This is a genomic window from Nocardioides candidus, assembly GCF_041321175.1.
Lineage (GTDB): Bacteria > Actinomycetota > Actinomycetes > Propionibacteriales > Nocardioidaceae > Nocardioides.
This window is the reverse complement of the sequence record NZ_JBGGWC010000001.1, coordinates 1,395,473-1,415,111: the sequence shown is the minus strand read 5'-3', so window position 1 is coordinate 1,415,111 and position 19,639 is coordinate 1,395,473. Positions and strand designations below refer to the sequence as shown.

At 72.3% G+C, this 19,639-nt stretch carries 18 protein-coding genes and 1 pseudogene; 8 read left to right on the top strand and 11 right to left on the bottom strand.

The window, feature by feature from the left end:
• Positions 1-39: 39 nt before the first annotated feature.
• On the top strand, positions 40-477 hold the full coding sequence (locus ACAX67_RS07050) for a MarR family winged helix-turn-helix transcriptional regulator (protein ID WP_370703101.1): 438 nt from the start codon (positions 40-42) through the stop codon (positions 475-477).
• Positions 474-1,730 (top strand): MFS transporter, encoded by a 1,257-nt coding sequence (locus ACAX67_RS07045; protein ID WP_370703100.1) that lies wholly within the window; start codon positions 474-476, stop codon positions 1,728-1,730. The genes ACAX67_RS07050 and ACAX67_RS07045 overlap by 4 nt, the downstream gene beginning before the upstream one ends.
• A gap of 56 nt (positions 1,731-1,786) precedes the next feature.
• Here ACAX67_RS07045 and ACAX67_RS07040 read toward each other — a convergent pair.
• The 6 genes and pseudogenes from ACAX67_RS07040 to ACAX67_RS07015 form a co-directional block, all read right to left on the bottom strand.
• Positions 1,787-2,935, bottom strand: a pseudogene (locus ACAX67_RS07040) (S28 family serine protease); the annotation flags it as partial.
• Between the two features lie 205 nt (positions 2,936-3,140).
• Entirely contained in the window at positions 3,141-4,646 is a 1,506-nt protein-coding gene (locus ACAX67_RS07035) for a S28 family serine protease (RefSeq protein WP_370703099.1), read from the bottom strand.
• A gap of 91 nt (positions 4,647-4,737) precedes the next feature.
• A complete protein-coding gene (locus ACAX67_RS07030) occupies positions 4,738-6,519 on the bottom strand; it encodes a DEAD/DEAH box helicase (protein ID WP_370703098.1) in 1,782 nt (593 codons plus the stop codon).
• Positions 6,516-6,776 carry a DUF3039 domain-containing protein gene (locus tag ACAX67_RS07025; protein ID WP_370703097.1) on the bottom strand — a complete coding sequence of 87 codons (261 nt, stop codon included), beginning with the start codon at positions 6,774-6,776 and terminating at the stop codon, positions 6,516-6,518. Before ACAX67_RS07025 ends, ACAX67_RS07030 begins: the two co-directional genes overlap by 4 nt.
• A gap of 22 nt (positions 6,777-6,798) precedes the next feature.
• Positions 6,799-7,359, bottom strand: a complete 561-nt coding sequence (locus ACAX67_RS07020; protein WP_370703644.1) for a YqgE/AlgH family protein — start codon at positions 7,357-7,359, stop codon at positions 6,799-6,801.
• Between the two features lie 161 nt (positions 7,360-7,520).
• Complete coding sequence (locus ACAX67_RS07015) at positions 7,521-8,057, bottom strand: hypothetical protein (RefSeq protein ID WP_370703096.1); 537 nt, start codon at positions 8,055-8,057, stop codon at positions 7,521-7,523.
• Between the two features lie 224 nt (positions 8,058-8,281).
• Between ACAX67_RS07015 and ACAX67_RS07010 the strand changes: the two genes are divergently transcribed.
• A complete protein-coding gene (locus tag ACAX67_RS07010) occupies positions 8,282-9,007 on the top strand; it encodes a TetR/AcrR family transcriptional regulator (protein ID WP_370703095.1) in 726 nt (241 codons plus the stop codon).
• Between the two features lie 40 nt (positions 9,008-9,047).
• Here the strand turns inward: ACAX67_RS07010 and ACAX67_RS07005 are convergent, their stop codons facing one another.
• The 3 genes from ACAX67_RS07005 to ACAX67_RS06995 all read right to left on the bottom strand — a co-directional run bounded on the left by ACAX67_RS07005 (position 9,048) and on the right by ACAX67_RS06995 (position 11,460).
• Complete coding sequence (locus tag ACAX67_RS07005; RefSeq protein ID WP_370703094.1) at positions 9,048-10,076, bottom strand: DUF3048 domain-containing protein; 1,029 nt, start codon at positions 10,074-10,076, stop codon at positions 9,048-9,050.
• Between the two features lie 126 nt (positions 10,077-10,202).
• Positions 10,203-10,973 carry an SDR family NAD(P)-dependent oxidoreductase gene (locus ACAX67_RS07000; protein WP_370703093.1) on the bottom strand — a complete coding sequence of 257 codons (771 nt, stop codon included), beginning with the start codon at positions 10,971-10,973 and terminating at the stop codon, positions 10,203-10,205.
• A gap of 76 nt (positions 10,974-11,049) precedes the next feature.
• A complete protein-coding gene (locus ACAX67_RS06995; protein WP_370703092.1) occupies positions 11,050-11,460 on the bottom strand; it encodes an HIT family protein in 411 nt (136 codons plus the stop codon).
• A gap of 24 nt (positions 11,461-11,484) precedes the next feature.
• Here ACAX67_RS06995 and ACAX67_RS06990 point away from each other — a divergent pair, with 24 nt between their 5' ends.
• Positions 11,485-12,141, top strand: coding sequence for an NAD(P)H-binding protein (locus ACAX67_RS06990; protein WP_370703091.1), 657 nt, complete (start codon positions 11,485-11,487; stop codon positions 12,139-12,141).
• A gap of 3 nt (positions 12,142-12,144) precedes the next feature.
• Here ACAX67_RS06990 and ACAX67_RS06985 read toward each other — a convergent pair whose 3' ends face one another.
• A complete protein-coding gene (locus tag ACAX67_RS06985; RefSeq protein ID WP_370703090.1) occupies positions 12,145-12,753 on the bottom strand; it encodes a TetR/AcrR family transcriptional regulator in 609 nt (202 codons plus the stop codon).
• 83 nt (positions 12,754-12,836) lie between these two features.
• Here ACAX67_RS06985 and ACAX67_RS06980 point away from each other — a divergent pair, with 83 nt between their 5' ends.
• The 3 genes from ACAX67_RS06980 to ACAX67_RS06970 are packed head-to-tail and all read left to right on the top strand — an operon-like array spanning position 12,837 to position 16,001.
• Positions 12,837-13,190: a hypothetical protein gene (locus tag ACAX67_RS06980; protein WP_370703089.1), complete on the top strand. Its 354-nt coding sequence runs from the start codon at positions 12,837-12,839 to the stop codon at positions 13,188-13,190.
• Entirely contained in the window at positions 13,187-15,097 is a 1,911-nt protein-coding gene (locus ACAX67_RS06975; RefSeq protein WP_370703088.1) for a linalool dehydratase/isomerase domain-containing protein, read from the top strand. The genes ACAX67_RS06980 and ACAX67_RS06975 overlap by 4 nt, the downstream gene beginning before the upstream one ends.
• Complete coding sequence (locus ACAX67_RS06970; RefSeq protein ID WP_370703087.1) at positions 15,072-16,001, top strand: oxygenase MpaB family protein; 930 nt, start codon at positions 15,072-15,074, stop codon at positions 15,999-16,001. Before ACAX67_RS06975 ends, ACAX67_RS06970 begins: the two co-directional genes overlap by 26 nt.
• Positions 16,002-16,037: 36 nt before the next feature.
• Here ACAX67_RS06970 and ACAX67_RS06965 read toward each other — a convergent pair whose 3' ends face one another.
• Positions 16,038-16,592, bottom strand: a complete 555-nt coding sequence (locus tag ACAX67_RS06965) for a dienelactone hydrolase family protein (RefSeq protein ID WP_370703086.1) — start codon at positions 16,590-16,592, stop codon at positions 16,038-16,040.
• 188 nt (positions 16,593-16,780) lie between these two features.
• Between ACAX67_RS06965 and ACAX67_RS06960 the strand changes: the two genes are divergently transcribed.
• Complete coding sequence (locus ACAX67_RS06960; protein WP_370703085.1) at positions 16,781-19,639, top strand: Ig-like domain-containing protein; 2,859 nt, start codon at positions 16,781-16,783, stop codon at positions 19,637-19,639.

Below are 19,639 nucleotides of genomic sequence, written 5' to 3'. Positions count from 1 at the left end.
AATTCGAATTACATAGGTTTCCTATGTATTCTGGGGAACGTGACCACCCCGCACGTCGACCAGCTCAGCAGCGACCTCGCGATCCACGCCGCCCGCCTGGTGCGGCTGATCCGCCGCAACCTCGAGCAGCCGGCCGGCATTCGCGTGCTCTCCTTGCTCGACGAGCACGGCGCCCTCGGCGTGACCGCACTGGCGGCCGCCGACCAGTGCTCGCAGCCGACGATGACCGGCGCGGTCGCCCGGCTCCGCGACCTCGGCTGGGTCGACACGCGGCCCAATCCCGCCGACGCGCGCGGGAGCCTGGTCGACCTGACCGAGGCCGGCCGCCGCGAGCTGGCCCGCATCCGCGAGATCAACGCCCGGCTGGTCGCCGAGCGCCTCGCCGCCCACCCCGATCGCACCGTCGAGGAGCTCGCCGCGGCCGTCGCGGTGCTCCGCGCCGTCACCACCGACCCCTCCGAAGGAGCCTCCCAGTGACCACCGCTGCCCCCGCCCGCCCCGCCGAGGAGAAGTCGTCCCTCCTGCGCCAGCCCCGCGCCGTCTGGGCCGTCTCCTTCGCATGCGTGATCGCCTTCATGGGCATCGGACTGGTCGACCCGATCCTGAAGGAGATCGCCGCCCAGCTCGAGGCGACCCCGAGTCAGGTCTCCCTGCTCTTCACCAGCTACATGGCGGTCATGGGCGTCGCGATGCTCGTCACCGGCGTCGTCTCGTCGCGCATCGGCCCGAAGAAGACCCTGCTCACCGGCCTCGCCCTGATCATCGTCTTCGCCGGGCTGGCCGGGGCCTCGGGCAGCGTCGGAGCGGTCATCGGCTTCCGCGCCGGCTGGGGCCTGGGCAACGCGCTCTTCATCGCGACGGCGCTCTCCACGATCGTCAGCGCCTCGGTCGGCTCGCTCGCGCAGGCGATCATCTTGTTCGAGGCCGCGCTCGGCCTGGGCATCGCCTCGGGCCCGCTCCTCGGCGGCCTCCTCGGTCAGCAGTCGTGGCGGGCGCCCTTCTTCGGTGTCTCGGTCCTCATGACCGTCGCGGTCGCCGCCACGGCGTGGTTCCTCCCGGCGACGCCGCCGACCGGGCGCCGTACCTCCCTCGCCGACCCGTTCCGCGCCCTGCGCCACCCGGCCCTGCTGGTGCTCGCGCTCGTCGCGGTCTTCTACAACCTGGGCTTCTTCACGCTGCTCGCGGCGGGCCCGTTCGCCCTGCCGGGCTTCGGGATCATGCAGGTCGGCTGGGTGTTCTTCGGCTGGGGCGTGCTGCTCGCGTTCAGCTCGGTCGTCGTGGCGCCGGCTCTCCAGCGGCGCTTCGGCACCGTCCCCGCGATGCTCGGCGCCCTGACCCTCTTCGCCCTCGACCTCGGCGCGATGGCGGTCCTCGCCGACCACGAGGCGGTGGTCGCCGCGGGCATCGTCGCCGCCGGTGCGGTGCTCGGCGTGAACAACACCCTGGTCACCGAGGCCGTGATGGGCAGCGCCCCGGTCGAGCGACCCGTGGCCAGCGCCGCCTACTCGTTCGTGCGCTTCACCGGCGGCGCCGTCGGGCCGTACGTCGCGCTGAAGCTCGCCGAGCACCAGGGGGTCCACGCACCGTTCTGGTTCGGCGCTGCCGCGGTCGCCGTCGGTGTCGCGATCGCCGTCTCCGGCGCGGGCACGGTCCAGCGGGCCCTGCACGGTGCGCCGACGCCGCACTCGGCCGACGAGGCCGAGGCCGAGCTGATCGGCGACGCCGGCTGACCGGAGAGTCCCGCCCACGCCCGCACCTGGGCGACGGCCGCGCGCCGCTCGGCCCGGGGCAGCTGAGCCAGGTCGGACCCGTGGTTGCCACCCGGCACCACGTGGACCGAGCACTGCCGCGCCGCACCGTCGTCGCCGCAGTCGAACGGCTCGGCGCTCCAGGGGTCCAGCTCGCCGTACACGTAGAGCATCCGTGACGACGACGTGCGCACCCAGCTGTCGACGTCGGGCATCGCCGAGGCGTCGAAGGTGAGCGGCTCGAGCCGGTCGGGCACGAAGGTCGCGGGGACGTCGTGGCCCGGGTGGCGCAGCAGGTCGGCGACGTTGTCCTCGTAGGGGTCCGGCGCCCCCAGCTGGGTCGCGGCCTGGAAGTAGTAGGGCACGTAGTAGCGCAGGCCCTCGTCGGTGAGGAACCCCCATTCGAGCACGTAGTCGACGAACGACCACACCGAGCGGTTCGACGCGTCCGGGCCGGGCACCTCGCTGCACATCTCCGCGGCCGGCTGGTACTGCCAGAACGCGAAGTAGACCTCCACCGCCGCGATCTCGACCGCACGGTCCGCTCCCCCGACGAGGGCGAGGTGGTCGTGGCGGCGCTGCACCAGCGTGCGGTAGCGCGCGACGAACCAGTCGCGTCGTTCGAGGATCCGGCGCTGCACCGCGGCGAGCGCGGCGCGGCAGTCGGCGTACGCCGGCCCGCCCACCGTCGCCTGGAAGTCGCCGTAGACGTCGTCGGCGTCGACGGCGTCGTCGGGCGCGACGTAGGCGATGGTGCCGGCCACGTCGCCCGGGTGGAAGCGCCGTTCGTAGGTGACGGTCATGCCGCCCTTCGAGATGCCCGTCGACAGCCACGGCTCGCGGTAGATGCGCTGCATCGCGCGGATGACCCGGTGCTGGTCCGCGGCCGCCTGCCGGATCGTGAGCTCGGCGGCCCAGTCGGGGTCGGCGGGACGGGACGGCCGGAAGAACCTGTGCTCGAGGTCGAGCTGATTGCCCTCGACGATCCGCGTCGGCTCGGTCAGGTAGGGGAAGTCCCACGTGCGGATGCCGTAGCCCGAGGTCGAGAACACGGTGGGACGGGCGGTGCCGCGGTGGATCAGGGTGCCGCGCAGCCGGAACGTCGCCCCGTCGGGGTCGTCGTGGTCGACCGGCAGCCGGTACCAGATCCGGAAGAACCGGGTGCCCCGCAACGCGAGCGACGGCACCTCCCGCACCGAGTCGACGATGCCGAGCCGCTCGATCCGGGCGAGGAGCCCGAGCCGGTGACCGGTCGCGACGTGCGCGGCCGGCTCGACGCCGCGCGCGTACGACGGCGACGGGCCGAGCGGCGCGAGCACAGCGGCGACCAGCCCGACCACGAGCGTCAGAAGGAGGGAGCGGGATCCGAGACGGCGCGACACCGGGCCAGTGTTACAGGATGCCGCCGCGACGGCGGCCGTTCGCCGCCCAGTCGCGGTAGCGGTCGTCGAGCGCCCCGTCCCACGGCGCGCTCCCGTCGTACGACGGCGTGGTCCGGCCCCGCACCCCGCCGACGCCCGCCCACCGGCGGATCAGCCGCACGGCCTCGAGCCGCTGGCGGCGCGGCAGCTCGGCGACGACCGCACCGTGCGTGCCGTGCGGCACGACCATCCGCCGGCACGCCCGCTCGGCGCCGTCGGTGCCGCAGCGGAACGGCTCGGCCGACCACGGGTCGTACTGCCCGTCGACGAAGATCATCCGGCGGGCCCGGGTGCGCACCCAGCTGTCGATGTCGACCATCGCGTCGGCGTCGTAGGTCGCCGGGCGCATGCCGGGCGGGAGGATGTTGGCCGGGGTGTCGGCGCCCGGGTAGTCGAGAAGGTCGTGCAGCCGCCCCTCGAAGGGCTGCGGTCCGCCGATCTGCGACGCCGCCTGGTAGTGGTAGGGCAGCGAGAAGTAGCGACGCTGGTCGGACAGGTTGCCCCACGGCTCCACGCTGCCGGCGTAGCGCCACACCTGCCCGCGGCTCATCCGCCGCGCGACCGGGACGTCCTTGCAGGCGCGGACGCCCCAGTACTGCCAGAACGCGAAGTACATGTCGACCACCGACGCCTCGAAGCCGCGGTCGAGGCTGCCGACGTAGTCCCAGCTGAGGTGCTTGGCCGAGGAGAAGCGCGCGAGCCGACCACGGAACCACCCGCGCTCGGCCAGCATCCGGCGCTGCAGCGCCACCAGCCGGTTGCGGCAGCCGGCCAGACGCGGGCCGCCGACCTTCGCGAGGAACCCCGGGTAGGCGTCCACGTCGTCGACCACGTCGTCGGGCGCGACGTAGGCGATGGTCGCGTTGACGTCGGTGGGGTAGAACCGGCGGTAGTACGTCGCTGCCATGCCGCCCTTGGAGTCACCGGTGCTCAGCCACCGGCCGTCGTAGAGGTGGCGGAAGGCGGTGACCACCCGGTGGTGGTCGTCGGCGACCTGCCGGATCGTCAGCTGGGTCGCCCAGTCGGCGTGCGCCGGCAGCGAGGGCGAGAAGAACCGGTGCTCGATGTCGAGCTGGTTGCCGTCGACGAGCCGGGTGACCTCGGCGCGGTAGGGGTCGTCCCACAGGCGGTAGCCGGAGGTCTCCACGACCGTGGGCCGGTCGAAGCCGCGGTGGAGCAGGTTCACCCGCAGGCCGAACGTCGGGCCCGTCGGGTCGCTGTAGTCGACCGGCACCGCGACGGTGATCCGGAAGAAGCGCGTGCCGCGCGGCGAGTGCGCCGCCTCGCTGGCGCGGGTGACGATCGGGATCCGGCGGATCCGCTCGAGCAGGGCGTCGCCCGCGTCCTTGCGCGGGGCCGCGACCGCGGCCTGCGGGGAGAGGTACGACGGCGCCCCGGCCGAGGACGGCGCCGCGAGGAGGGTCAGCCCGAGCACGGCGGCCAGGGCGACCGCGAGCGCGCGCGTCGAGCCGGACATCTCGCCCCCCATGAGTAGCTGTCCCGAGATACCTGGGGTCAACGGGCGAGGGCCGGTTGCGTCACGCGTGCGCGCGCTCGGCGGGCGGGCGCTACGACGTCTTGCGGACCGCCCACTCGCGGATCCGGTCGATCCGCGCCTTGAGCTGCTCGGCGTTGGCGATGGCCGCGGCCGGGCCGCCGCACTCCTTGCGGAGGGCGGCGTGGGTGATGCCGTGCGGTTGGCCCGTGCGGTGGTTCCAGGCGGCGACCAGTCCGTTGAGCTCGCGGCGCATCACGGCCAGCTGCTCGTGGGTCGCGACCTGCTCGACCGTGTCGGGCGCGGCGGCCTGCTTCCGGGGCTTGGAGCGCGAGGCCTGCCGCTGCTGGAGGAGCTCCTTCATCTGCGCCGGCTCGAGGAGGCCCGGGATGCCGAGGAAGTCCATCTCCTCGTCGGAGCCGACGTGCACCTCGCCCTCGTGGCCGAAGGCGGCCCCGTCGTAGAGCGCGTGGTCGAAGCGCGCCTCGGAACCGAGCGCCTCGAACGGCACCGCCTTCTCGTCGGCGGAGGCGGACTCCCCTGCCTGGGCACGGGCGAGCAGGTCGTCCTCGGCGGCGAAGATGTCGGCGTCGTCGCTGACCTTGCGGCCCAGCACGTGGTCGCGCTGGAGCTCGAGCTCGGAGGCGAAGCCGAGCAGCCGCGGCACCGACGGCAGGAAGACCGACGCGATCTCACCACGGGTGCGCGCTCGCACGAACCGGCCGACGGCCTGGGCGAAGAAGAGCGGGGTGGAGGTGGTGGTGGCGTAGACGCCTACGGCGAGCCGCGGCACGTCGACCCCCTCCGACACCATGCGTACGGCGACCAGCCAGCGACTGTCGCTCGCGCTGAACTCGGAGATCTTCTTCGACGCGGCCTTCTCGTCCGAGAGCACGACCGTGGCGGACTCGCCCGCGATCGCCTTCAAGAGCTTCGCATAGGCCCGAGCCGAGTCCTGGTCGGTCGCGATGACCAGGCCTCCGGCATCGGGCACGTGCCGTCGTACCTCCGAGAGCCGTTTGTCGGCCGCCTGCAGGACCGAGGGCATCCACGACCCCGCGGGGTCGAGCGCGGTGCGCAGCGCCTGGGCCGTCAGGTCCTTGGTGAGCGGCTCGCCGAGGCTCGCCGCGACCTCGTCGCCCGCGCGGGTGCGCCACTGCATCTCGCCGGAGTAGGCGAGGAACAGGACCGGCCGCACCACGTGGTCGGCGAGGGCCTCGGCGTAGCCGTAGGTGTAGTCGGCGACCGAGCGCGGCACGCCGTCGTCACCGGGGGCGTAGGTCACGAACGGGATCGGGTTGATGTCGGAGCGGAAGGGCGTGCCGGTCAGCGCCAGCCGGCGCGCTGCCGGCTCGAACGCCTCGCGCACGCCCTCGCCCCACGTCAGCGCGTCACCGGCATGGTGGATCTCGTCGAGGATCACCAGCGTCTTGAACCGCTCCGTGCGGATCCGCAGTGCGAGCGGGTTGACGCCGACGCCGGCGTAGGTCACGGCCACGCCGACGTAGTCGCTGCTGATCTTCCCGCTGCCGGCGGAGTAGGTGGGGTCGATCGGCAGGCCTGCCTTGGCGGCCGCCTCGGCCCACTGCAGCTTCAGGTGCTCGGTCGGCGCGACGATGATGATGCGGTCGACCTGGCGCCGGCCGAGCAGCTCGGCGGCCACGGACAGGGCGAAGGTGGTCTTGCCGGCACCCGGCGTCGCCACCGCGAGGAAGTCGCGCGGGGAGCGCTCGAGGTAGTCGCGCAGCGCGGCGGCCTGCCACGCGCGCAGGGAGGGCGCCGTACCCCATGCCGCACGCTCCGGCCACGCCGGACCGAGCGAGGTGAGAGGGGCGGCTGCGTCGCCGCCGCTCACTCGTCGGAGCCCGGACCGTCGCTCAGGCCGTCCCAGATCTCCTTGCAGTCCGGGCAGACGGGGAACTTCTCCGGGGCCCGGCTGGGCACCCAGACCTTCCCGCACAGGGCCACCACCGGGGTGCCCATCACCATCGCCTCGGTGAGCTTGTCCTTGTCGACGTAGTGCGAGAAGCGCTCGTGGTCACCCTCGTCGGTCGGGACGGTGCGGCGGTCCTCACGGACGTCCGTGTCTGTCGAGAATCCGATCGTGGTCACGGGCCCCACTCTAGTTCAGGAGTCAGTTCAGCTCGGGGTCGGCGGGCCGGGTGGCATGGAGCGCGAGGTCGCCCGGCTGGCGCCGCAGCACGTCGCGCCAGAGCTCGCGGGTGTCGAGACGGAAGACGTCCTCCACGAGTGCGGGTACGACGTACCAGCTCCCCTCGTCGACCTCCGCCTGGAGCTGGCCGGTGCCCCAGCCGGCGTAGCCGGCGAAGATCCGGAGCCGCTCGACCGTGCCCGCGACCAGCTCGGACGGCGTGTCCAGGTCGAGCAGGCCGAGCCTCTCGACGACGGCACGGAAGCCGGCCGCCGCCTCGCCCCCGGGCGCCGCGAGGGCGACCGCCAGCGCGCCGTCGGTCGAGACCGGGCCGCCCTGGAAGAGCACCTCGGGCTCCTCCACCACGTCACCCCACTCTCCGAGCACCTCGGAGACCGGCAGGGCGCTCGGTCTGTTGAGGACGACCCCGAGGGCGCCCTCGTCGTTGACGTCGAGCAGCAGGATCACGGTGTCGACGAAGTTGGGGTCGAGAAGCTGGGACGTGGCCACGAGCAGCATCCCGGCACGGAGGTCGGCGACCATCGGGTTCACTCCCCCATCATCGCCGATCGCCGAAGGCGCCGGGGAGAGCCGCAGCGGAGGCGTCAGGGAAGGCGACAGCCCCGAGCCGACGCACGGGAGGGAGGATGTGCGTGCGGCCCGGGGCTGTCAGGGAGGCCCGGCCGGGAGGTGCCGGGGTCGGCTCAGGCGGCGACGACGGCGCGCAGCCGGTCGATCAGGCTGCCGCGAGGACCGGTGTCCTCGGGCTGGTCCAGGGCGGGCGGCCCGACCTCGGTGGTGCGGGCGCGCTCCTCGATGCGGGCACCGATCCACTGCCCCTCCTCGCGGCCGATCGAGGCCAGGCCGGCCATCGCCGCGAGGTAGTGGTGCTCCTTGGCGGTGAAGCGCGCGACGGCCTGGGCCATCGCGTCGTCCACCGGGTGGTCGCGGTAGTGGTCGAGGATCATCCGGACGCCGGACAGCTCCTCGGCGGCGCGGGCCCAACCGGCGGCGACGCCGGCCTCGAGGTCCATCGGCTGCGGCGCGAGCTCGGCCTCGATGTGGCCCGCAAGACGGGTGTGCCACTTCAGCTGCAGCGCGGCGAGCAGGTCGAGCTCGTCTCGGAAGAACTCGGAGACGCCGTCGACGTCCATCGGGAGGATCCCGTCCCGACGACGCGCAGAGGCGGCGATCACGGAGCGGAGAGTCTCGCCCCGGTTGTGAAAGGCCTTCCAGGTCATGGTCAGCTCCTTGTCAGTTGAACGGAGCCGGCCGGAGCCGACATACCGTTGGTACGTACTTCCAGTATGCGTCTGAATCCGGGTACGCCAAACACCAGCGCGCGTGATCCCCAACACCCGGATGAAGTCGCTCAGAACCGCCCGGGCCCGGACTGTGACGGCCGCCATGGACGGTGGTCACACCCAGGGGCTCAGGACGTGACGTACGACATATGCTGGCGCGCGTGGCGAAGGCTTCCGTGTCGAAACTCGTCCCCAAGGTACCGAAGGTGCCGACCGTCGGGGCGGCATCACGCCGGGCGGCGTACTCCGCCTCGACCAAGCGCGCCCTGATCGACGTCGCGGAGGAGCGCTTCACCCAGGCCGGCTACGCCGCCGCGTCGCTCGACGCCATCGTCGCGGGCGCCCGCGTGACCAAGGGCGCGCTCTACCACCACTTCTCCGGCAAGCAGGCCCTCTTCGAGGCGGTCTTCGAGCGGGTCGAGCAGGACGCGTCGAAGCGCATCCAGAAGGCCCTCAGGGGCAAGAAGGACCCCTGGACCAAGGCCCTCGACGGGCTAAGGGCGTTCCTCGTGGTGGTGCAGGAGCCGGCGTACCGCCGCATCGTGATCCAGGAGGGCCCCGCGGTCCTCGGCTACGAGCGCTTCCGTGAGCAGGAGGAGCGCTCGACCTTCGCCAACGTGCTCGACATCGTCCGGTCGGTGCTCGAGGCGGGCAGGTGGGACCTCGACGAGCCGATGCTCCAGACCTACGCGCGCATCTTCTTCGGCGCGATGTCCTCGGCCGGGGAGTCGGTGGCGAGCGCGGTCGATCCCGAGGAGGCCGCCGAGCGGGTCGAGGGCGCCATCGCCTTCCTCCTCTCCAGCGTGCGCCTCATGGTCGAGAGCGGTCTCCCGCTCCCGACAGCGATCGCGGCCGTTCCCGACGGGAACGACCGCGACGCCGATTAGTTGATGGACGAGGAGGTCGCGCCGGCGACCGCCACGAGAGCTACTTGCCGAAGGTGACCGATCCGCCCTTGGCGTCCACCGGGACGAGCTCGATCCACACCCGGCCCGCGGGGACCTTCAGGTCGCCGTCGGCGGTCGAGAGCTCGAGCGCGGAGCCGAGCTCCTTCTTCTTCCAGGTGCCCTCGACGACCTTGCCGGCGTGGAAGAGCTGCGCCTTGCCGCCGCCCTTGAAGATCGTCTCCGGCACGGGGTTGCCGGCGGGGTCGAGGTAGCCGGCATCGCCGACGTCGACGCGGAGCACCAGCACGCTGTCGGCCGGGAACTCGTCACCGTCCGCGGCGAAGGTGTTCTGGTTGACGTAGGTGCCGTTCTCGAAGGTCCAGTTGGTCGAGTGCGAGCCGCCGAAGTCGGCGGTGATGGTGCCTGCCGGCTTGCCCGCCGGCAGGTCCTTCTCGGTGCCCCACGGGAGGTAGTCGGCCGGACGCGCGTCCGTGCCGTCCTCCGAGGCCTTGGCGACCTTCTTCATGTCGGTGAAGAGGTTGTACGGCGCGCTCCGGGTGCTCTCCCGGTAGAACCCCGGGCTGCCCTCGTTGTAGATCTTGATGCCGGCACCGGTGATCCGCTTCACCGTGACGCCCGCGCCACCGCTGGTGACGATCGAGGCGTCGACCGGCGAGACGATGCCGATGTCGCTGGCCCGCATCGAGCGCACCGGGCCGACGTCACCGGGGATCTCGGAGTAGAAGAACGCCGCGAGCCGGGTGATGCCGCCCTCCACCAGCTCCTCCACGACCATGTCGGCCTGCGACAGGCCCTGCTGCGGGGCGCTGGACTCGGTGTTGTCCATCTTGAGCACGAGCACCGGGTGGTCCTGCTCCGAGGACCCGCCGTCGACCGGGAGGCCCGTGAGGGGCCAGGTGTCGGGCTCGGCCTTCGCCGACTTGCTCGAGGACGGCTCGTCGGAGCCTCCCCCGTCGCTCTTCTTGTCGTCACCCCCGCAGGCGGCGAGCCCCAGGCTGAGGGCGGTCAGGGTGGCGGTGATGCTGATGAGCTGGCGCGCGTTACGCACGTCGGACTCCCGTCGTCGGTGGGGGGTGGTCAGTCGTCGTCTACTGTTTCAGTCGACTTTGCGATGGCTCCAGTGTGCGCCTCGACGGGCGCAGCGGACGGGGAGCCGCCCGGCGTGTCCCGGGGATCAGGTGCCGAGGGTGATGCCGCCGTCGACGTACAAGGTCTGGCCGGTGATGTACGACGCCTCGTCGCTGGCGAGGAAGCAGACCGCGGCGGCGATGTCCTCGGGGAAGCCGACGCGCTTGACCGGGTTGGCCTCAGCGTTGAGGCGGCGGAACTCGTCGACGTCGAGCTTCAGCCGGGCGGCGGTGGCGTCGGTCATCTCGGTCGCGATGAAGCCCGGGGCGACCGCGTTGGTGTTGATGCCGAAGGGACCCAGCTCGATGCCGAGGGTGCGGGTCAGGCCCTGCACGCCCATCTTGGCGGCCGAGTAGTTGGCCTGGCCGCGGTTGCCGAGCGCGGAGATGCTCGAGATGTTCACGATCTTGCCGTACTTCTGCTCCACGAAGTGCTTCTGGGCGGCCTTCGTCATGAGGAAGGCGCCCTTGAGGTGCACGCCCATGACGAGGTCCCAGTCCTCCTCGGTCATCTTGAAGAGGAGGTTGTCGCGGGTGATGCCGGCGTTGTTGACGAGCACGTGGATGCCGCCCAGCTCGGAGACGACGCGCTCGATGGCGGCGTCGACCGAGGCCGAGTCGGAGACGTTGGCGCCGATGCCGACCGCCTTGGCGCCGTCGGTCAACGGCAGCCTCGCAGCGGCGTCGGCGGCCGCGGACTCGTCGAGGTCGACGATCGCGACCGACGCACCCTCCTCGGCGAACCGCGTGGCGGTGCCGAAGCCGATGCCTCGTGCTGCTCCGGTGATGACGGCGACCCGTCCGTCGAAACGACCCATGGCTGTTCTCCTGCGTTCGTCGAGTAGCGAGCGCTAGCGAGCGTATCGAGGCGCGGCGAGGTGCTCGCGGCCGGTCTCAAGCGAGAGCGTCGCGCAGCCGCTCGGCGTACCGCTCGGCCTCGCCGTCGGCGTACTTCGTCCGCGGCCAGAAGAACCCGCGCAGTCCGTCGCCCTTGGTGCGCGGCACCACGTGGCAGTGCAGGTGCGGCACGGACTGGCTGACGACGTTGTTCATCGCCACGAAGCTCCCCTGCGCGCCCAACCCGTCGACCACGGCCGTCGCCAGCCGCTGCGCGTGAGCGAGGAAGCCGTCGCGCAGCTCCGCCGGGAGGTCGGGAAGCGTGACGTGGTGGGCCCGCGGCACCAGCAGCACGTGGCCCTTGAAGACGGGCCGCCGGTCGAGGAAGCCCAGGAACTCGGGCTCGTCGAGCACCACGTCGGCCGGGAGGTCGCCCGCGACGATCGCGCAGAACACGCAGTCGGCCATGGGCCGCAGCCTACGGTGGAGGACATGCGCATCGCGATCGTCGGTGGTCACGGCCAGATAGCCCGCCTGCTGCACCCCCTCCTCGTCGCGGCGGGGCACACCCCGGTGGCGCTGGTCCGCAACCCGGCACACGCTCCCGACCTGGAGGACCTGGACGCAGACGTACGGCGGCTCGACATCGAGCAGCAGGACGCGGCCGCGTTCGCTGAGGCGTTCGCGGGGTGCGAGGCGGTCGTGTTCGCCGCGGGCGGCGGTCCCGACGGCAACGCGCGCCGCAAGCAGACCGTCGACCTGGAGGGCTCGCTGAAGTCGATCGCCGGCGCCAGCTCGGCAGGGATCCGCCGGTTCGTGCAGGTCTCGGCGATCGACGTCGACAACCCGCTGCCACCGGACACCGGCGAGGTGTGGCGTGCCTATGTCGAGGCCAAGCGCGACGCCGACGCCGCCCTCCGCGCGGCGGACCTGGACTGGACGATCCTGCGTCCCGGCCGGCTCACCGACGAGGCGCCCACTGGCCGGGTCGCCCTCGGGCCGGACGTCCCGCGGGGCGACGTGACCCGCGCCGACGTCGCTGCCGTGCTGGCGGCGGTCCTCGGCGACCCCCGCACGTCCGGCAAGCAGTGGAACCTCGTCGGCGGCGACCTGACCGTCTCCGAGGCGATCGACCTCGCCGTCGTCTGACGGCTACGCCAGCATCGAGGCGGCGGCGACGCCGACCCCGCCGATCGTCTCGACCAGAGCAGCCTCGTCGAGGTCCAGGTCCCCGGCGAGCCAGCGCGCGACGACCTCGGTGGTGCCGGAGACGACGAGCAGCGCGACGGCGCGCGCCCGCGTCCCCTCCGAGCCGGCAGCGAAGGCGTGCTCCAGCAGCAGGTCGGCGAAGTCGTCGTAGGCCGCGATCCGGCGCTGCTCCAGCGCGAGGTTGCGCGAGGACTCGACGTAGAGCCGGGCGGCCCGGGAGTCCGCCGACACGGAGGCGACGAGCGCGGCGACCGTGCCCGACAACCGCTCCTCCCGCGTCGCGCCGGGCGCCGTGAGCGCCGGCAGGATCGCCTTCCGGGCGTCCTCGAAGAACACGTCGAGCGTGGCGACCAGGATCGCCTCGCGATCGGTGAAGCTCTCGTAGAAGTAGCGCTTCGACAAGCCGGCCCGCGCGCAGATCGCCTCCGCGGTCGTCGCCGCGACGCCGAGCTCCCCGACAACGTCGAGGCAGGCCTCGAGCAGCTGGACGCGGCGGAGCGAGCGCCGCTCGTCGGCAGCGACGCCACGGTAGGGACGGACGACCTCGGTCATACCGAACATCTTGACACGTCGGCGTTCCTACTTCATCCTCGAAACTGAAACGCCACCGTTCTCATTTTCTTGGAGGTGTCCCGATGGGCTGCTGCATCGCTCTCGCCGCCGCGATCGCGCTGGTGCGCCGCGGCTGGTGGCGTGTCACGGGGCACGCCCCCGCACCTGCCGTCTTCGCGCCACCCGCACGGCGACCGGCGCCGGGCTCCCTGGCACCCGCAGCGGGGGTCGCGATCGCCGTACCCGCTCCCGCACCCGCTCTCGCCACCGCGCTCGTCACGTGCGGGCTCGCCTGGTTCGTCGTCGGCGTGGTCGGCATGCACGCGCTCGGGTGGTTCACCTGGGCCGAGGGCTCGGTGGTGAGCGACACAGCGTTCCACGCCTCCGGCCTCTGGCTCGCCGCAGCCGGGGCCCTGGTGGCGGTGGTGCGCGCATGACCGCCGTGGCGAGCGACGAGCGGGTCCGCCTGCTCCTCCCGACGCCGCAGCGCGCGGTGCCGGCGACGACCGCGCGGCGGCAGCGCCGCGCGATCGTGGTGTACGGCGCCCTGTGGTCGCTCGGCCTGCTGACCGTGCTCCTCGACGCGAGCGCCGGCTGGCGCGCGGCGGGGCTGGGCCTCGCGCTGCCGGGCGGCGGACTCGCCGCGGGCGGGCACCCCGTGCTCGGGGCACTGGCGCTCGGCGGCTTCCTCCTCGCGATCTTCGTGTGGTGGGCGACCGGCCCCACCGTGCTGCCGCCGCTGGTCTGGCTGGGCACGGCCGCGCTCGGCGCCGCCCTGGCGCACGACGGCTCGACCGGCGCCCCGGTCGCCGTCCTCCTCACCGGTCCGGCGCTGATCGTCCTCGCCCGGGCGACCTACCTGGTCCGCCACGCGCGGCAGGTCCGCGTCGGCGCGGCGGTCAACGAGCGGCTGGCGCAGGTCGAGTTCGTGATCACCGGCGCGCCCGGCCTCGGCATCCGCGTGCCCGTCGCCGAGCACACCGAGGACGACCTCGCGCACCTGCGGTTCGCGCTCGACCTCGCCCTCCAGCCGCTCGACTCCTTCGAGGGGTTCACGCGCATCGACCAGTTCCGGGAGGCCGCGACCCGCTACCAGCTCAACGCGCTCGGCTACGCGTTGTCGATGTCGCAGTTCACCCGCACGCCGGCGTTCGGTGGCTACCTCGCCGAGGCGCAGCGCAACGCGATCGAGAAGATGCTCGACCGACGGGTCTGGGGCTACTGGGCGCTCGAGAACGCCTGGGGAAACGTCCGGTTCGACCGCGACCCGGTGGACAACGGCGAGAACATCATGCTGACCGGCTTCCACGGCGTCATGGTCGGGATGTACGCCGCCCTCAACGACGAGCGCTACTCCCGGACCGGCGCGCTGGCCTACCGCTGGTCCGAGCGCGCCGCCTACGCCCACGACTTCGGCTCGCTCGCCGCGACCGTCCACCGCAACGTGCAGCGCTCGCCCTTCGCGCTCTTCCCCTGCGAGCCCAACTGGATCTACACCGTCTGCAACACCTTCGGCATGAACACGATGCTCAGCCACGACCGCCAGCACGGCACGGCGTACTTCGCGGACGTCGAGGAGCAGCTGCGGCACGCCTACGAGACCGAGTTCCTGCGCCCCGACGGGCGCATCGTCGGGGTGCGCAGCAGCCACCTCGGACTGTCCTGGAACTTCTGGTCGGGCCCGGCCGTGCAGCTCACGACGTCGTACTGGATGCATGCGGCGCTGCCCGACGTCGCCCGCCGCACCTGGTGGCTCCTGCGCGAGCGCGAGCTGCTGCACGAGGACGGCCGCACCACGACACGGCCGGGGATCTCCGCCCGCCTGGATCCCGGCAGCTACCAGCTCGGCACCGACACCTACAGCAAGGTCGTGACGCTGATGGCTGCGCGCGAGCACGGGGACGAGGAGCTGGCGAGCGCGGTGCAGCGCGACCTCGACGCGGGCGAGGTCGACGAGGTCGCCGGCGCGAGGAGGTACGCCGACGGGTCGGCCTTCACCAACCTCTACGCGTCGCTCGGACGCTTCGGCCGCCACAGTGCGCTGCGCGACCTCGTCGTCTTCGGCGCACCGGAGGCCTGGTCGCGCGGGCCGGTCCTGGCCGAGGCCGCCTATCCCGACGTGCTCGTCGCTCGGGCCGTCACCGACGGCCGGGCCCTCGACCTGGTGCTGCGCCCCGGCGCCCGGCCGCTGCGCACGGTCGTCCGGGTCGGCAGGCTCGAGCCCGGCCGCGCGTACGACGTCAGCGGCGCCGCGCTGCCCACGCTGACCGCCGATGCCGAAGGCACCGCCGACATCGAGATCGACCTGGGAGGTCGCCATGAGCTCCGCATCGCCCCTCGCTGACCGGCGCCTCGTCGCCGGCAGCCGGATCGCCCGCAGGATCGCCGCGCTCGACCCGGTGCGCGACAACGAGGAGATCGCCCACCTCAGCGTCGAGGTGCGGTACGGCGACGCGTTCTTCGTGCACGCCGCCTACCTCGTCGCGTTCACGCGCCAGGTCGCGGTGCCGTCGATCGCGCGGATCGTCCACCGCACCGGCACCGGCGACCTCATGAAGGACGTGCGCCGGCGCAACGACCACACGCTCGTCTTCTTCGGGGAGATGCTGCGCCACGGCCACTCCAGCGCACGCGGCGGCGCGGCGATCGACCGGATGGAGCAGATCCACTCACGGTTCGGGATCACCGACGACGACAAGCTCTACACGCTCGGCTCGCTGGCGTTCGAGGGGCAGCGGATCCTCGACCTGGTGGGGGTCTCACGGTTCTCCGAGCACGAGCTGCTCGGCCTCTTCCACTTCTGGCGCGGGGTCGGGCTGCGGATGGGGCTGACGGTGCCGGACACCCGCGCCGATCTCCTCCAGTGGGTGCGCGACTACGAGGCCGACCGCTACGGCTACACCGAGGGTGGCCGGGCGCTCGTCGACCAGCTCTTCGCCGACTGGCGTGCCCGCTGGTTCCCGGGCCCGTTGCGTCCCCTCGCCGACCCGGTGCTGCTGACGCTGCTCGACGACCGGCTGCGCGCCACCCACCGCCTGCCCGACCCGGCACCACGCGTCCGGGCGGCGGTGCCGGCCGTCGTCCGCGGCTACCTCGCTCTCCAGGGCGCTCGCCCCCACCGCCCGTCGCGCTCGTGGGCCGACCACTTCTCGGGCGGGGCGGCGATCCCGGCCGGGCTGGCGTCGTACGGGCACCGAGGAGCTGCTCCTCGGCAAGGGGCGCCAGCGCGCCCACCCGCGACACCTTGACGAGCGCCGACCTCGAGCCGCCCGACCGCGACCCTCCTACCCGAGGAAGGCCAGCACCCGCTCCGTGGCCAGGCGGGCGACCTCCTCGTCGTAGTCGGGATGGCCGGGCTCGGCGAAGAGATGACCCGCGCCGGGGTAGACGAAGAGCTCCGCCCCGGGGATCGTGACGTACTCCTCCTCGGCGTCGATCTCGCGCCACGGGTCGTCCTCGGTCACGTGGGCCTGCGTCGGGACGCCGGCAGGCCAGGTGGTGTCCCACCACGACGGGGCGACAGCGCCGTAGAGCAGGAAGGCCGCCCTGGCCCCGGGACGCTGGAGGACCTGCTCGGCAGCCCGGGCCCCGCCCATCGACATGCCGCCGTAGACCAGGTCCGTCCCGAGCGGCGCCATGACCTCGGCAGCGCGGGCGGCGAAGACCTCCTCCCCGACCGACTGCGCATGCGCGACGCCGTCCTTGACGTCGTCGAACGTCCGGCCGTCGAAGAGGTCGGGGGCGTGGACGGTGTGCCCCGCGTCCCTGAGGGTCTCTGCGAACGAGAGCACGCCGTCCGTCAGTCCGCCGGCGTGGTGGAACAACAAGATCTCAGCCATCGCTCCAACCTAGGCCGCGCCGCCGACACCGAGCGACCTGCACCGCTGACCTTGCGTGCGTGCAAGCAATTTATCTGCGAATCCAGGACAGGTTCCGGAGTTCGTGTTCTCCTCTTGGTGGTCGCAATCCGCGCCACTCCCACATCGCTCCGTTGCCCGCCACCTCGGGCATCTCGTAAGGATCCTCCATGTCCTCATCCAACGCCGCGCGCCGCTGGGCGCGCTTCGGCATCGGCCTCACCGCCGGCGCCGTCACCACCGTCGGGCTCGTGTGCGCGGCCACTCCCGCCCACGCTGCCGAGGCCCTCGTGACGCCGGTCGACGTGAACACCGACGCGACCCGGGCGACCGGGCACAACGACTTCCTCGCCGACGGCGTGCACGTGTGGACCGAGGGCGCGACCTCCACCGACAAGGCAGCCGGCTACATCGACGTCCACCAGCCGCTGGCCGACGTCGGCGAGCCGTCCCTGGACTGGGTCGGCACCCTGCCCGCCACCCCGGGCACCCAGCTGACCACCGACTTCGACGGCGACGGCGACGTCGACGGCATCCTGGTCGGCGAGCCCGCCTACGGCGGCAACTGGTGGGTCGGCAGCATCCAGGACCAGTCCGTCTTCGACGCCCCCAACACTCCCCCGACCACCGGCGGCGGAGGCGGCACCTACAACGGCACCCTCGACGAGTGGCGCGCGGCCTACCCCGACGCCCAGGTCATCCAGAGCGGCTGGTCCCTCGGCTCCGGCGTCCACGGCGACGGCACCCTCTACGGCATCACCGTGGGCGACACCGACTACGTCTTCACCAACGACCAGGCGGACACCACCAAGGTCCTCCACCCCAACGACGTGGTGCACCCCGACACCCGCGCCACCGGCCACAACGACTTCCGGCTCACCTCCGGCGTGCGCGTGTGGACCGAGGGCAGCACCTCCACCGACAAGGCCGACGGCTACTTCAGCACCGACGTGTCCTTCGACTCCGTCGGCGAGCCCAAGATGGACTGGCGCGCCCGCGGCACCACCAACACCGTCAAGCCCGGACTGCAGCTCCTCGTCGACATCGACGGCGACGGCGCCCCCGACGGCACCCTGGTCAGCGAGCCCACCTACGCCAACGGCACCACCCTCTACAAGGAGCCCTTCGGCCTGACCAACTGGTGGCTCACCAACGGGTCCAGCCCGGCGCTCAAGGCCCTGGCACCCACCGACTGCAGCCCCAGCGGATGCGGCTACGGCTCGCCGTACAACGGCTCCCTCGCCGAGTGGCGCGACGCCCTCCCCGCCCAGGCCAAGGTCGTCGGCGCAGGCTGGTCACTCGGCTCCGGCGTCAAGGGCGACGGCATCATCAACTCCATCACCGTCGGCCTCACCACCTACACGTTCAAGGAGGAGGCGCCGACCGACGAGGCCGAGCTCACGCCGGTCGACGTGAACACCGACGCGACCCGGGCGACCGGGCACAACGACTTCCTCGCCGACGGCGTGCACGTGTGGACCGAGGGCGCGACCTCCACCGACAAGGCAGCCGGCTACATCGACGTCCACCAGCCGCTGGCCGACGTCGGCGAGCCGTCCCTGGACTGGGTCGGCACCCTGCCCGCCACCCCGGGCACCCAGCTGACCACCGACTTCGACGGCGACGGCGACGTCGACGGCATCCTGGTCGGCGAGCCCGCCTACGGCGGCAACTGGTGGGTCGGCAGCATCCAGGACCAGTCCGTCTTCGACGCCCCCAACACTCCCCCGACCACCGGCGGCGGAGGCGGCACCTACAACGGCACCCTCGACGAGTGGCGCGCGGCCTACCCCGACGCCCAGGTCATCCAGAGCGGCTGGTCCCTCGGCTCCGGCGTCCACGGCGACGGCACCCTCTACGGCATCACCGTGGGCGACACCGACTACGTCTTCACCAACGACCAGGCGGACACCACCAAGGTCCTCCACCCCAACGACGTGGTGCACCCCGACACCCGCGCCACCGGCCACAACGACTTCCGGCTCACCTCCGGCGTGCGCGTGTGGACCGAGGGCAGCACCTCCACCGACAAGGCCGACGGCTACTTCAGCACCGACGTGTCCTTCGACTCCGTCGGCGAGCCCAAGATGGACTGGCGCGCCCGCGGCACCACCAACACCGTCAAGCCCGGACTGCAGCTCCTCGTCGACATCGACGGCGACGGCGCCCCCGACGGCACCCTGGTCAGCGAGCCCACCTACGCCAACGGCACCACCCTCTACAAGGAGCCCTTCGGCCTGACCAACTGGTGGCTCACCAACGGGTCCAGCCCGGCGCTCAAGGCCCTGGCACCCACCGACTGCAGCCCCAGCGGATGCGGCTACGGCTCGCCGTACAACGGCTCCCTCGCCGAGTGGCGCGACGCCCTCCCCGCCCAGGCCAAGGTCGTCGGCGCAGGCTGGTCACTCGGCTCCGGCGTCAAGGGCGACGGCATCATCAACTCCATCACCGTCGGCCTGAGGAAGTACACCTTCTCCGGCGCCAACCAGGCACCGGTCGCTCCGGACGCCGCGGTCTCGACGGTCGCCGGCGGCAGCATCAGCTTCCCGCTGCCGGCCACCGACGGTGACGGCGACCCGCTGACCTACACCATCGACGGCCAGGCGGACGCCGACGGCGTGCTCGACCACACCTTCGCCCGGCGCTTCGTCGGCACGAAGACGTTCGGCTACACCGCCACCGACAGCCACGGCGCGAGCGACTCCGGCACCGTGACGGTCACCGTCCGCCGTGCTCCGTCGACGACGACCATCGACGTCTACCCGCAGGGTCGGACGATCACGACCGTGACGAGCATCGGGATCAGGGTCAAGGTGGCCTCGACCGGCTACACCAACGGCACGTCGTTCGTCGTGAAGGTCGACGGCAAGCAGGTGGGCACCGGCGAGCTCGACGGTGACGCCAACGTGTGGTTCAAGATCGGCCAGCTGCCGGCTGGTTCGCACACGATCACCGCACTGGTGCGGACGGGCACCTTCGCCCTGGGCAGCACGGCCTCGGTGGACGTGGACGTCCAGCCCCGATCGTGA

Excerpts from the sequence above, each read along its gene's own strand:
- ACAX67_RS06985 (WP_370703090.1), bottom strand. The coding sequence starts at position 12,753 with ATGACCGAGGTCGTCCGTCCCTACCGTGGCGTCGCTGCCGACGAGCGG.
- ACAX67_RS06960 (WP_370703085.1), top strand. The coding sequence starts at position 16,781 with ATGTCCTCATCCAACGCCGCGCGCCGCTGGGCGCGCTTCGGCATCGGC.
- ACAX67_RS06995 (WP_370703092.1), bottom strand. The coding sequence starts at position 11,460 with ATGGCCGACTGCGTGTTCTGCGCGATCGTCGCGGGCGACCTCCCGGCC.
- ACAX67_RS06980 (WP_370703089.1), top strand. The coding sequence starts at position 12,837 with ATGGGCTGCTGCATCGCTCTCGCCGCCGCGATCGCGCTGGTGCGCCGC.
- ACAX67_RS06970 (WP_370703087.1), top strand. The coding sequence starts at position 15,072 with ATGAGCTCCGCATCGCCCCTCGCTGACCGGCGCCTCGTCGCCGGCAGC.
- ACAX67_RS07000 (WP_370703093.1), bottom strand. The coding sequence starts at position 10,973 with ATGGGTCGTTTCGACGGACGGGTCGCCGTCATCACCGGAGCAGCACGA.
- ACAX67_RS07015 (WP_370703096.1), bottom strand. The coding sequence starts at position 8,057 with ATGACCTGGAAGGCCTTTCACAACCGGGGCGAGACTCTCCGCTCCGTG.
- ACAX67_RS06990 (WP_370703091.1), top strand. The coding sequence starts at position 11,485 with ATGCGCATCGCGATCGTCGGTGGTCACGGCCAGATAGCCCGCCTGCTG.
- ACAX67_RS06965 (WP_370703086.1), bottom strand. The coding sequence starts at position 16,592 with ATGGCTGAGATCTTGTTGTTCCACCACGCCGGCGGACTGACGGACGGC.
- ACAX67_RS07035 (WP_370703099.1), bottom strand. The coding sequence starts at position 4,646 with ATGTCCGGCTCGACGCGCGCGCTCGCGGTCGCCCTGGCCGCCGTGCTC.
- ACAX67_RS07020 (WP_370703644.1), bottom strand. The coding sequence starts at position 7,359 with ATGGTCGCCGACCTCCGTGCCGGGATGCTGCTCGTGGCCACGTCCCAG.
- ACAX67_RS06975 (WP_370703088.1), top strand. The coding sequence starts at position 13,187 with ATGACCGCCGTGGCGAGCGACGAGCGGGTCCGCCTGCTCCTCCCGACG.